This is a genomic window from Clostridium tanneri (assembly GCF_033659955.1).
Lineage (GTDB): Bacteria > Bacillota > Clostridia > Clostridiales > Clostridiaceae > Clostridium_AM > Clostridium_AM tanneri.
Genome location: NZ_JARUJP010000014.1, coordinates 65,050 through 78,095 on the forward strand (window position 1 = coordinate 65,050; position 13,046 = coordinate 78,095).

11 protein-coding genes are annotated in these 13,046 nt (G+C 32.9%); 2 read left to right on the top strand and 9 right to left on the bottom strand.

Going from position 1 to position 13,046, the window contains the following annotated elements; all coding sequences use genetic code 11:
* Positions 1–89: 89 nt before the first annotated feature.
* From P8V03_RS12540 to P8V03_RS12555, 4 genes are all read right to left on the bottom strand, one after another.
* Positions 90–1,061: a methyl-accepting chemotaxis protein gene (locus P8V03_RS12540; protein ID WP_315903155.1), complete on the bottom strand. Its 972-nt coding sequence runs from the start codon at positions 1,059–1,061 to the stop codon at positions 90–92.
* A 131-nt stretch (positions 1,062–1,192) separates the two neighbouring features.
* Positions 1,193–2,293 carry a GerAB/ArcD/ProY family transporter gene (locus P8V03_RS12545; RefSeq protein ID WP_318798358.1) on the bottom strand — a complete coding sequence of 367 codons (1,101 nt, stop codon included), beginning with the start codon at positions 2,291–2,293 and terminating at the stop codon, positions 1,193–1,195.
* Positions 2,290–3,480, bottom strand: coding sequence for a Ger(x)C family spore germination protein (locus P8V03_RS12550; RefSeq protein WP_318798359.1), 1,191 nt, complete (start codon positions 3,478–3,480; stop codon positions 2,290–2,292). Before P8V03_RS12550 ends, P8V03_RS12545 begins: the two co-directional genes overlap by 4 nt.
* A 29-nt stretch (positions 3,481–3,509) precedes the next feature.
* A complete protein-coding gene (locus P8V03_RS12555) occupies positions 3,510–5,048 on the bottom strand; it encodes a spore germination protein (RefSeq protein WP_318798360.1) in 1,539 nt (512 codons plus the stop codon).
* Positions 5,049–5,269: 221 nt separating this feature from the next.
* On the opposite strand from P8V03_RS12555, the gene P8V03_RS12560 reads away from it, so the two are divergent.
* Entirely contained in the window at positions 5,270–5,725 is a 456-nt protein-coding gene (locus tag P8V03_RS12560) for a hypothetical protein (protein WP_318798361.1), read from the top strand.
* Between the two features lie 164 nt (positions 5,726–5,889).
* Here P8V03_RS12560 and P8V03_RS12565 read toward each other — a convergent pair whose 3' ends face one another.
* The 4 genes from P8V03_RS12565 to P8V03_RS12580 all read right to left on the bottom strand — a co-directional run bounded on the left by P8V03_RS12565 (position 5,890) and on the right by P8V03_RS12580 (position 9,907).
* The gene (locus P8V03_RS12565; RefSeq protein ID WP_261670275.1) at positions 5,890–6,426 is read right to left on the bottom strand and encodes a peroxiredoxin; all 537 of its coding nucleotides are present in this window, start codon (positions 6,424–6,426) and stop codon (positions 5,890–5,892) included.
* A 139-nt stretch (positions 6,427–6,565) separates the two neighbouring features.
* Complete coding sequence (locus tag P8V03_RS12570; RefSeq protein WP_261670276.1) at positions 6,566–7,273, bottom strand: MgtC/SapB family protein; 708 nt, start codon at positions 7,271–7,273, stop codon at positions 6,566–6,568.
* A 126-nt stretch (positions 7,274–7,399) separates the two neighbouring features.
* Positions 7,400–8,770, bottom strand: a complete 1,371-nt coding sequence (locus P8V03_RS12575) for an MATE family efflux transporter (protein WP_318798362.1) — start codon at positions 8,768–8,770, stop codon at positions 7,400–7,402.
* A gap of 183 nt (positions 8,771–8,953) precedes the next feature.
* Entirely contained in the window at positions 8,954–9,907 is a 954-nt protein-coding gene (locus P8V03_RS12580) for an NAD(P)H-dependent oxidoreductase (protein ID WP_261670278.1), read from the bottom strand.
* Between the two features lie 168 nt (positions 9,908–10,075).
* On the opposite strand from P8V03_RS12580, the gene P8V03_RS12585 reads away from it, so the two are divergent.
* Positions 10,076–11,503, top strand: coding sequence for a spore germination protein (locus P8V03_RS12585; protein ID WP_261670279.1), 1,428 nt, complete (start codon positions 10,076–10,078; stop codon positions 11,501–11,503).
* A gap of 32 nt (positions 11,504–11,535) precedes the next feature.
* On the opposite strand, the gene P8V03_RS12590 is transcribed toward P8V03_RS12585, so the two are convergent.
* Positions 11,536–12,969, bottom strand: a complete 1,434-nt coding sequence (locus P8V03_RS12590; protein WP_318798363.1) for a transglutaminase domain-containing protein — start codon at positions 12,967–12,969, stop codon at positions 11,536–11,538.
* Between the last annotated feature and the right edge of the window lie 77 nt (positions 12,970–13,046).

Genomic DNA, 13,046 nt, shown 5'->3' on the forward strand with positions numbered 1-13,046 from the left:
TAAATTTAGCCTTCTTCCTAATTGCCAATCTTAAAGGCAGCTATAAGATAGTATTGTAACCTATCCCATACCTGCCTACTTTACATTGTTTAAATACAATTAATCTTTTTTGTATAATTAGATAACTCTTTTACACTTTCTTCTAATTCATTATCTACTACAGCAGCCTCATCTATGTGGTGAAGTATCTGGTTATTTGTATTCTGCAGAATTTCATCTATTTTATTTATCTTTTCTAGTACCTGTCCTACATTTCCTTTTTGCGTTGAAAGTATTTCAATAACTTTCTTTACCCCGCCTTCTACTTCAGCAAAGGAAGTAAGGGTTTCATCAATTTTTTCTATTGCTCCCCTTGAAGCACCTATTCCTTCCGAAATTACTATAGTGCTTCTCTCAGCGTTGCTTAGCACATTCTTTGTCTCGGAATTAATACTTTGAATTAATTCTGTAATATTCTTGGTACTATTTCCTGTAACCTCTGCTAATTTTCTTACTTCATCTGCTACTACTGCAAAACCTTTTCCACTTTCCCCTGCTCTAGCTGCCTCGATAGCTGCATTTAATGCTAATAAATTTGTCTGATTAGCAATGCCGCTTATTAATTGAACGATTTCATTAATTTCATTAAATTTATCTGCTAGTTTCCCTATACTACTATAGGTTCCCTTTATTTCCTTTTCTAGCGATGTAATGATATTCATCATGGATTCAACTGAAGCTTTTCCTTCTACCGACTTTTCCACTGTGTTTTCAGTAATATTTAGAAGCTTATTACCTTCGTTACATAAAGTATTAGTAGATTCATCGGTACTTGTTGTTAAATCTGATATAATTTCCATTTGATTTCTTATATCTCCTGCTAAGTCTGCTAGGAGATCGTGTTCACTATTTACCATACTATGTTGATTTATAATTTTTTCAATTTTTTGGTGCATAGTTCTTAAAAAATCAATGGTTTCATTATGTAAGTTATTACTTACAGTCTCCTTTTCTTTTATTTCATCAACAATTGAGGTTTCAACTGCTGTACTATTGCTTTTAGTTTTAAAAAAGTTTATCACAGTACCCCTTCCCTTTCATGTACACTATTATTTTGTATAAACACCTAAGTATACTTTATTATAAATTATACTTAAATGTCAATCCTTCCTTTTAGGTTATTCCATTATTTATCTATTGTATCAAATTTGTTTCAAATTAGCTTTCTACTTTCAAACTTTTTCCTAAGAACTCCAATTAGAAGAAGCATAATTGGAATTCCTATACTTAAGACTAAACATATTTGGCCCCATGGAAAGGTTAGGAATTGTATATACTCATTATGGTCCCGTCCAATATAATAAGTGCCTGTTATTGTAATCACTATTAAAGGAAAAAAGATCTTCCAGTCTTTCTTTATATTCATCACCTGTTTAAAACTATACATACTGCAAAATAGCATCAATGCCGATTGAACAAACATTGCCCAAACAAAGAAAACAACCATAATTAATTCATACCTTGGAAAGTAAATGGAAAGCTGTGCACTTCTTACCTGCTGCATACAGACAACGGCAAATTGCTTCATTACATCCGCCCCCATTACCCCTATTTCACTTATAGGCCAAATTATAATCATAATAGTAGAAACAACCATAGCCCAAAAGGATATAGATATAGACCTCTTTTTTTCATTGAGCATAGGGTAAATTACTCCTGTTACAAAAATCACCATAGCTATGTCAGTAAAGAGGTATATACTATTATATATATTGGCAATTATTCCCTTGTCTAATAAAGGCCTGAGATTTACAAGATGAAAATCCCTCACAGTTCCTGAAATCATAGTTAAATTAAGTAACGCTGCTAAAATGAAACCAAAAAAAGAAAATCTCACTATAACCTCAACACCTAATACTACTCCATAAGAGCAGAGCAAAACATAAATAGCGCACAGTATTAAAAAAGGTGTTTGAGGTAAAAAATACTCACTTAGATGAAGAGTTATTACATTTGCGGACACCATAAAGGCAACTGTAAAAAATATTGCTAGTATTAATCCAATGAATTTTCCAAAGAACTTCCCTAAAATATCCTGAGAGTACTGAATTATTGTTTTGTCTGGAAATTTAGAAGAAACATATGTCATAATAATAACCATTATGGTACCAAATATAAAACCAATTAGCATAGATGACCATGTATCTGCCCCTATCCTTCTTACTATAACTCCAGCAGTAATTCCTATAGCTTTCCCAAATAAAATATTAGGAATAGTAAAAAAATATTGTAATCTATCAATTTTCGTCTTCACTCACTTAATCCTCCACTTTGCTTTTCTTGTTTAATAGGTTGTTGATAGAGTATACTGCTGCGAAGATCTATATGAACGTTAACCTTTACTTCTGTATTGGGATATATATCCTCCCATTTGCTCTTTATGCTTCTATCCCATTCATATTTATGTTCAATATGAACTCTTCTTCCAAAGCCTAACACATCACTTTTATATTCTTTTTGAACTCTATCTATACCTTGAGTTATGTATCTTTTTACTTGTCTTTCCGTTTCCTTTTCTACCTTAGATTTCATCTCACTAATAGACATATTTGAAATAAAATCTTCCTCTGCTATATGTCCCTCAGCTTTAAAATCAATATTGATAATTGGGCTGCCATTGATGATTTCTGAATTTGTTTTTACTTTAATATTTCGGATTTCAACTGCAACCTTCTTATCGTTATCAGATATATTAGATACTGATAGAACGGTGCTCTTTGTTTCTCCTCTAACCCAGCTTATTCCTCTAATCTCTTCTGGTGTAAGCCATCCTAGCATTCTCGTTCCTTTAAAAACTGCTCCTCCAGACAACTCTACCTGACTTCTTCCTTCTCCAGGCATCTTTTCTCTTTTCCTAAAAGCAGATACTATTGGTTGTATAGAATCACTTAAAAAATCTGAATAAAGTCTAAGCATGTCAGTTTGCGTGCTAATGCTCGGAAGTTGATTATATCTGAATAATTCTGCTACCGCTATTCCTGGTATATCTTCCATGCCAGTTTTTACAGATACATATTCACTAGCTTTTCCCCTGGCAATTCCTACCCAAGTTTTCATTCTTAGCTCAGGATTATGAGTAAAAAAATCTATTACAGGCGTTATATCCTCTCTTGCTAAATCTTCTCCAATTACAATTACATTATTGTGAGCCCACATAATTCTTCTTGATGAAAACCTTGCAATATTTCTAACTGCCTCAAATATTGTACTACCATCGGCACTGGCTACCCAGGTGGCCTCACCACTACCGGTATTGCCTTGGCCACCGCCTTGCCCCTTTCCCTTTGCTATTTGAACAGTAACTAAAAATCCAGAATTGTTAGGTCCTTTATCTACACCAACCATCATAACCATACCTAACTCATTTAACTCTCTCATATCCCAACAGCCGGAAAGAAAAACAGTATTTAATATTAAAAATAAGGTTAAAAGTCTTTTCATAAATTTATCATCCTCTTAAATGCTTATCCCTACTCATCAAAGCCATCTTCATCCTTAGAAGGTGGTTTAGGCATTTGATTCTCTGATTGCCTAATGGTTTCACTGGAATGAGCTAACTTAGGTCTTCGAGTCATTTTCCACCAAGGTGCTCTTACTGCTACATCTTTATTTTCATCAATACGGAAAGGCATTACCGGTGCTAAAAAAGGTGCACCAAAGGATCGTAAAGAAAGTAAATGTAAAGCGATTGCAATTGTTCCTCCCAAAAATCCTAACATTCCAAACATTCCTGTAAAAATCACTAGTGGGAATCGAAGTAATCTAAAGCTGATGGCGAGATTATATGCTGGCATAACAAAAGAACTTATACCTGTAATTGCAACAACAATTACAGCTGTAGGGGAGACCAAACCTGCATTTACTGCTGCATCTCCAATTACTAAGGCCCCAACAATACTTACCGCCTGGCCAATAGGTTTAGGTATTCTAATTCCAGCTTCCCGTAAAACTTCAAACATCAGTTCCATTATTAATACCTCTAATACTGCTGGAAAAGGAATTCCTTCTCTTCCTGCAGCCATCTTTAAGGCTAAAGGTGTAGGCAGCATTTCTTGATTAAAGGAGGATAACAATACATACACCGACGAACTTGTTATGGATAAAATCATGGCTAAAATACGAATTAGCCTAATTGATGTACCTATATAAAAACGCTCGTAATAATCTCCACTTCCTTGGAAGAGTGACCAGAATGATGTTGGAACAATCAGCACAAAAGGTGTGTTATCTACTATAATTACAATTCTTCCTGATAATATTGCTGCAGAAGCCTTATCTGGTCTCTCAGTATGTTCAACCTGCGGAAATGGAGATAAAGGAGAATCTTCTATGAACTCCTCAATATATCCACTTTCTAAAATGCTGTCTACATTAATCTTCTGCAGGCGACTCATTAACTCACCTAAAACTCTCTTATCAACTAAAGAATCTATGTAAGCAACGGCGATATCTGTTTTCGTTCTATAACCTATTCTCATCATATCAAATCGCAGCCCATAGTCCCGAATTCGCCGGCGTATGAGAGTAGTATTAGTCCGAAGGCTTTCTATAAAGCCATCCCTTGGTCCCCTGACCTCAACTTCCGTTGCCGGTTCAGTTACAGAACGACTTTCAAAACCTCTTGTAGCAAAAATAAAAGCATTTTCCATTCCATCTACAAACAAAACGCTATCTCCTGAAACCAAGCTGTCACAGGCATCATTCCACTTGTTAGTAGCCTTAACAGAGGATGCGAATACTCCCGCATCTATTAGCCCATTTAATAATCCTTCATTATTAATCAACTCTTTCTGATCCGGTAATTGTGAGAAGGATATTAAAGGGGCTAGTATTGTATCATCAATTTCATTTGTGTTAACTAATCCATCAATAAAGACTAAAAGAGCCTTAACATTGCTGAAGCTTGGTATTACAAGGGAGCGATATACAATATCTGCTCCTTCTCCTAAGGTTTTTTTTAATCGAATTTCATTACAACTTAAATCTTTATCTATAGGACTGTCCTCCATGAAAAAGCCTCCTAATTCTGTGTTTATATAATAGCCTATACCATATTAGGAATGTACTGTAAAAATACACCTTGAATAATTATCCCCATTATAATAAAAAAGTATACCTTAACAAAATTGATTTAATATATTGAAATACCCAATTAAAATTATAAAAAATAATGTCAATTCAACTATCAATTCATATGATATTATTAGAATTAGTTTTTGGAGGAATTTTAATGGAATATGATGACAACAACCTAGAAAAAGAAGGTCTAGAGGAGTTTGGAGAAAAGGAGACCGTAGATAAAGATATTTTATCTGACAACTACTATGAAACACTAGAAGATGATACAATAGATTATCCTGAAGAAGAATTTCGTTGTTATAGGATGGCTCCTTGCTGTATGAATAACATACCTGCTTATTACCCTAGATGTTATCCTACAATGTACAGACAGGAAAAAATGTCTTCCCCTACTAGTCTATATCCAGAAAGCATGTATAGACAAGATGACTTATTACCTCTAGTTTTACTGGGACTTGGAGCCTATGCACTTGGTGGTTACGATCATTATGACTATTATCCACCTCACTATTACTATAATTACTCACCTTATTATGATAACTATTATCCTTATTATGAACCATATTATAACCATACTTATCATCACAGGGATGATGAGAACTTTTAATAAAATTTAAAATTATCAATAGATAAAGTAAAGCCTACATCCTTCAAAGAATGTAGGCTACCTGTATTAATCTGCTTCTTTTCTTGTAAAACCCTGCCAAAGTTCAAATCTTGTTACCCTTATTTTTTCAGCTGCTTTTGCCCTCTTAATTCCATCACGGTTATTTAAAGAGTTTCATCACCTATATTCCAATCAATTGGACATAATCCACCAGTTTGCAGTGCACTAAGTACGCGAATTGTTTCATCTACGCTTCTGCCTATACTTAAATCATGTACAACAGAATACTTAACAACTCCATCTGGATCTATAATAAATAAACCTCTTAAAGAAATACCTTCCTCTTCCATTAGTACCCCATAATCTTTTGATACTTGCATTGTTTTATCGGAAGCTATCGGGAAGTTAATCTTACCTAAGCCACCTTCATCTACTTTTTGTTTTATCCAAGCTTGGTGTGAAAACTGACTGTCGCAGCTTACCGCAAGTACTTCTGCTTTTAATTTCTTAAATTCTTCATATCTTTTACTGAAACCAGTAATTTCTGTAGGTCATATAAAGGTAAAGTCTAGAGGATAGAAAAACATCACCAACCATCTTCCTCTGTAATCATCGGACTTTACTTCAGTAAAATCACTTCCATCACCTTTTACAGCATTCATTCTAAAATAAGGTGCTGACTTTCCAACTAATCTCTCCATTAAAATTTTCCTCCTTAGGTAATCTTTATTTTTATAGAATTATGCGGATTATAGTCCATTCAAAGTGTATTATTACCTAATGATTGATTTTTATTGATTAGTCCTTATAATTTATAAACAGGATAATCTTCTTTATAATTTAAATAATAGTTACCTTTATAACCTCCTCCATTAAGGCAAGGTCTTTAATAATTTCCTCTTTTCCAACATATCTCGGTGCAACTATGGAATATAAACTTCGCCCATAGTTAGCTTTACATTCTTCTATTTCTTCTTCAATTATAAACTCTATATTTTTGATTTTAATATTTTTTCCCTGGAAATAATTATCAATTTTTTGAATCATTTCTTTTTTGTCTAGGTATACAATCTCAATCTTTATTAAACTAGACTTATCCATAAACCTTGATTCAAATTTTTTTAAACTTACTAATACTATTACAACAGCTACGGTAGATAGTATGCTTAAAGTATAATAACCTAATCCAACTGCAAGTCCAATACAAGCAACTACCCATAAACTGGCTGCAGTCGTAAGCCCTTTTACAGATCCCTTTTGATGTATTATTGTACCTGCTCCTAAAAACCCAATGCCGCTTATAACCTGCGCCCCTATTCTTCCAATATCTGCTTTTAAGGCACTGGCAAGCTCTGGATGCTCTAATATAATAGTAACAGTTTGGTCAATATTATATAACTGTATCATTGATATTACTGACGCTCCAACACAAACAAGTATATGGGTTCTAAACCCAGCAGGTCTATTCTTATACTCTCTTTCATATCCGATTAGTCCACCAACAATAGTTGCTAAAAGCAGCCTTATTATAACCTCATAAACATTCATACTTAACTCCTTCTTGCAAAAACTTATTTTTCAATTTATGATGTTTAGTTACTATTCTATGTAATTATACTGATAATTTTACTGATTTTTATAAAAGTTAAGTTAAAACTAATTATATTCATTTATTTACATATTCTTAATTACATTTCTCACCCATCTATTAGAAACTAATCTGGTTATACCAATTATACATTTAACTACTTCCTCAACAGCAATCAATGCAAAAACTAAGTAAACAGGCCACTTCAATACTAGTGCTCCTATGAAAGATAATGGTACTCCTATTCCCCACATAGTACAGGCCTCTGCTATAAATGAAAACTTGGTATCCCCTCCCCCTCTTAAGATTCCTACAACTAGTATTATATTAAACATCTTAATGACTAAAATTGCTGAATTTATATATAAGATCATTAAAGAATCATGGACTACATTCTCAGAAACCTTGAAGAAGGATAAAATACCTGGTGCACTAAGCGCAAGTATTCCTCCTAAAACTACTCCTATAATGGAAGCTATTATTGAAAACTTTTTTGCATATATCTTTCCCGTTTCCTCGTCTCCAGCGCCGATCTTCTTTCCAATCATTACAGTGGCAGAACTTGCAACTCCAAAGGTTAAAACCATAAATAAATTTTGTATAGTATTACTAATTTGTACAGAGGCCATTGCCTGGGTTCCAATTCTCCCATATGCAATAGAGTAAACAACAACACCTAATCCCCAACAAGCCTCATTTAACACCACTGGGATTGTAGTTTTAAGCATCCTTAAAGCAAAATCTTTGGTTACTTTCTTTAGATCACTTATTCTAGCTGCTAACTCATTATTTGTTTTATACACATATGTGACCATTATTATCATTTCAATTATCCTGGCAATTACTGTAGCTATTGCAGATCCCCTTACTCCTAATGCTGGCGCTCCAAACTTTCCAAAAACTAACACATAGTTTAAAAAAGTATTACATAGTAGAGCAATAGCACTAACAATCATAGGTGTAAAAGCCTTTTCTATATATCTAGAACCCATACTGAAGCTAAAGGTTATTGCTGAAAATATGTAACTTAAGCAAGCTATTCTTAAAAATTGAGAACCTAGATTTAAAACCTCAGGATCTGTATTAAATATAGAAATAATGCTTCTAGGAATAGAAAGGGCTATAGTAGTAAATATAATGGCAAGAATAACTCCGGAAGTAAGGGATACAGCTGCAACCTTTTTAATATTTTTAACATCCCTCTTTCCCCAAAATTGAGAAATAAATATTCCAGATCCACTAAACATCCCAAAAGCAATTATATTGAACAATACCATGAATTGATTTGCTATACCTACTGAAGCCAGCTCTGTTTCTCCTAGTTTTCCCACTATTACTGTATCTATCATATTCAGTGAGCTTGCAATAAAATTTTGAATAATAATGGGCAGCGCTATCTTTAATAAGTTCCTATAAAAACTCGAATCATTAAATAATCCCCCAAACAACCTCTTCACAACAAAAAATCCTCCTCATTTAAAACAAAATAAATACCACTTTGAAGTTTTCAAAGTGGTTTGCTTCATCACTTTATAATATTTGCAAAGGTAATTTATATTTATATAAGTAAATATTTTCTCACATATTATAGCACAACACATTAACTATGTTCAATTTGTACTTTTAATAATGCCTTTTTCCTAGCTGCTGCCACTATTGCCTGAGTTATTATTTTTATTATCCTTATTATTTCCCTGACTATTATTATTGCTTTCCTGTTTAACATTTTCATTGTTTTTGTTATTGCTGCCTTCACTGTTATTTTGGCCATTAGCATTATTACTTGCTTGGTTATTATTCTCTTTATTATCGCCCTGTTTATCCTTGCTATTGGATCCCTGATTATTGTTTTGACTACCTTTATCATTATTTCCTTGGCTACTATTTTCTTTATTACTCTCTTTATTGTTGCTGCTGCTTTTTCCTTCACCTTTACTTTCCTTATTTTTATTATTAACTTCATTGCTATTACTTTTGTTGCTTTTATCGTTATTTCCTTGATTAACACCGCAGTTTAGAGTTTTAGAAAGCAGCTCTACAACAGACTGTAAATACTGTTTTCTTGTCTCCTCCTCTGTAGTGGAAACTTCCCCTAAAAATATATGTTGTTCAACCTTCATACCACAGAAGGTAAATATACCTGTATCACAGGTTTGTTTTAAAGCGTCAAGCATACCATTACTATTATAGGTATCCTCTGCAGTTCCCATTGGAGTAAAAATAAAAACCTTTTTATCCTTAAGCAGACCCTTCTTCCCATTTTTCCCTCCGGAATAAGCCATCCCATAAGAAAACACTCTATCTATATATCCTTTTAACATAGCAGGCATTCCAGTCCACCATAGTGGATATATAAAAGTAATTATATCTGCCCACTCTATATAATTTTGTTCCTTTTTAATATCTTCTGGTATATTACCGCTCTGAATATCCTGTAATTCCGGCAGCTTTAGTACCGGATCAAAGCCTATGGAGTATAAATCTCTAAGTTCTGTCTTGTACTCCTGTTCAATTGAAAATTGTTTTACAGCATTTGCTACTGCATTAGAAAAACTATTCGTATTTGGATGAGCATAAACAATTAAATGATTCATAATTATAGCCCCCGATTTTGTTTTATATTTAAATTTATTTTTTTCATATTACCTTCTTTTTATGAATTACTTTTAAAACTTTTTAAATTGAATACTTTAATAGGTTATTGAGAATATTAAAACCAGGCTTTTCGGAAAAGAAAAATAATTTAGTAAAAGGTGATTGCTATGATACTGACATCTTCACTAGAGGAAAATAAACGTATTTTAAAAGAGAACTTAAATATTGGTAAAAGTTTTGATATAGTTGGACGAGAATTTGTTATTGGCGAAGGAAGAAGGTTATCCTATTTGGTTTTTATAGATGGCTTTGCAAAGGATGATATTCTTCTTAGAATACTAGAAGAACTGCAGCCTGTTAGACAGGAAAATACTTCCTCTAATCTTATTAAAGGATTAATTCAAAGTAGAATTGGCTATATCGAAGTGGATACAGTTACTGATGTAGGTAAACTCCAGTCCTCCGTTCTAGCTGGCGCACTAGCCCTTATTATAGATGGTGAAAAGGAAGCTATAATAATAGATGCCAGAGAATATCCTGTTAGAAGTCCAGAAGAACCAGATTTAGAAAAGGTAACAAGAGGTTCTAGAGACGGTTTAGTGGAAACAGTAATTTTCAATACAGCTCTTATACGAAGAAGAGTTAGAGATCCTAAATTGATATTTGAAATTAAAAATATAGGAAAAAGATCTAAAACTGACGTAGTTATAGGATATATTGACGATCTTGCAGATAAAAATCTTTTAAAAAGTATAAATGAAAAGTTAGATCAAATTAATGTAGATGCCTTAATTATGGCAGAGAAGACACTGGAAGAATGCATGATAAAGAAAAAGTGGTATAATCCTTTGCCACAAGCAAAGTTTACGGAAAGGCCAGATGTTGCTGCTGCTCATCTACTAGAAGGACATATATTAATTTTAGTAGATACTTCTCCTAGTGTAATGATTTTACCGGTCACCCTATTTCATTTTACTCAACATGCAGAAGATTATTATCAAAATCCTTTTATAGGAACATATATACGCTGGATTAGATTTATAGGAATGTTATCAGCCTTTATCCTACTGCCTTTATGGCTTTTGCTTGTTTATAATAGAAACATGCTCCCTGACTACCTTCAATTTTTAGGTCCTAAAGAACCAGGTAAAATTCCTTTATTTCTTCAATTCTTATTGTTAGAATTTGGCTTAGATTTACTTAGAATTTCATCTATACATACTCCTAACTCTCTTTCAACTTCTCTTGGAATAATAGGTGGACTTCTTCTCAGTGAATTTGCGGTAAAAGTTGGTTGGTTTACCTCTGAAACAGTTCTATATGCAGCTCTTGCGGGAATAGGAACCTTTGCTACTCCAAGCGTAGAATTTGCTATGGCAATTAGGATATTTAGAATATTCCTTCTAATTTTAACAGGCTTATTTAGAAATATTGGTTTTATTATAGGTATTCTAATTACTTTTTGGATTATATATAGTACCAAAACCTTTAGTGGTACAAAACGATACACTTGGCCCTTAATTCCCTTTGACAGTAAAGCTCTTTCTCACCTTCTATTTAGAAAACCAATACCGGAAATTAGGAAAAAAGATTAAAGGTTGAGGCCTTAAGTAAAGCCTCAACCTTTTTAATTTACTGTTATTCTAATATATTCAGCATTATTTATCTCATCAGTAGACATGCTAATGCTGAAGGTTCCATAAGTAGCCGTTTCATTAGATATTTTCTGTAAGGTACCTCTTAAATCATATGTTGTTTCATTATAATCAAGTACTTTTAAGCTAATGGAGTTATTTCCTTTTTCTAACTCTCCTTTTATTGCGTTATAAAATTCATCATAATTATTAACTACTATTATAGTATTTCCTTTTGAATCCTTTTCCTCAATATTTAAATTGTTAAAGTTATAGATTGTACCATTAGCATCAGGGTAATCTTCTCTATTCCATCTGTGATCTTTTGACATCTGCTCATCTGTAATATTAAAATATGAGTGTACAAGTTTATTAGAGCCATCACTGGTTACCGGGTCATCCCATGTAGAATCTACATGATAGTATTCTCCATCTAGTTTAACCATATTCCAAGCATGTCCAATCCATTTATCTCCGTCATATGCATCTCCCACAATCATTAAAGATTCTATACCGGAAGCTAACAACAATCTATTCATGGCTTCTGCATAGCCTTGACACACCCCGGTACTATTTATAAGCACACCGTATGCTGTATAGGAATCTTCAGGCATATTTCCTGAATACAGTCTTTTATCATAGGTTGCATTATTTACTAAATAATCGTGAAGTACCAACTCCTTTTCATAATCCTTCATCTCTGGCTTAATTAGATTATTAACTATTTCTGTAACCTTTTCTTCAACCACTCTTTCTTTATTAATCAAATTTTCCCTAGAATCTGCATAGCTAAATTTTATTACTAATTTAGCAGGATCTGAATATAATATGGTTGCGGAAGCACCTTCATAGACTCCTCTCAAATTTGGATTTTTCAGCAAAATTTCATCTATTACTTCTAGGTTGTACATACTTTTATCATAATTTTCTATAAATAGTGTAATACTACTTTCATAATTAGAAAGTGTATTTTTTACAGCATCATAATACTCACTGTAGCTACTGATAGTGCCCTGTTCATTAGTGCTCTGTACTGGCTGAATTTTAAAACTAAACTTAATAGGCTGTTTTATTTTTTCTCCATCTTCTGCTTCCAAACTATCTTCTACAACTAATGTATAACTTTTTCCACTTTCATAAGGCTTACTAGGAGAAATATTTATAATTTTACCACCATCACTGCTAGTAAATTCTAAATCAACCTTTTCATTATTTTCCTCTTTATAAACAGCTATAGACTTTTTGCTAGACTGAATGGTTGTACCTTTAGTGAATTTAATGTTCCAAACCTTAGTAGGTTCGACAATCTCTTTATCACTTGTATTCCATATTTTGTAGTTTACAGCTGCTTTAACATGAGTGCTGATAGAAATTAGTGAAAATAACACCACAGTAGTAATTACTAAAAAGCATTTTTTAACTCTCATATTTTCATCTCCCATTACTTTGATTAACTATTATATATGATGCTTTATAATATATTATCGTAGAAAATCTACTAAAT

Bases quoted from the DNA above. Each gene is read 5' to 3' on its own strand.
- P8V03_RS12550 (WP_318798359.1), bottom strand. From the start codon at position 3,480: ATGAAAAGACTTTTAACCTTATTTTTAATATTAAATACTGTTTTTCTT.
- P8V03_RS12555 (WP_318798360.1), bottom strand. From the start codon at position 5,048: ATGGAGGACAGTCCTATAGATAAAGATTTAAGTTGTAATGAAATTCGA.
- P8V03_RS12560 (WP_318798361.1), top strand. From the start codon at position 5,270: ATGGAATATGATGACAACAACCTAGAAAAAGAAGGTCTAGAGGAGTTT.
- P8V03_RS12570 (WP_261670276.1), bottom strand. From the start codon at position 7,273: ATGAATGTTTATGAGGTTATAATAAGGCTGCTTTTAGCAACTATTGTT.
- P8V03_RS12580 (WP_261670278.1), bottom strand. From the start codon at position 9,907: ATGAATCATTTAATTGTTTATGCTCATCCAAATACGAATAGTTTTTCT.
- P8V03_RS12585 (WP_261670279.1), top strand. From the start codon at position 10,076: ATGATACTGACATCTTCACTAGAGGAAAATAAACGTATTTTAAAAGAG.
- P8V03_RS12590 (WP_318798363.1), bottom strand. From the start codon at position 12,969: ATGAGAGTTAAAAAATGCTTTTTAGTAATTACTACTGTGGTGTTATTT.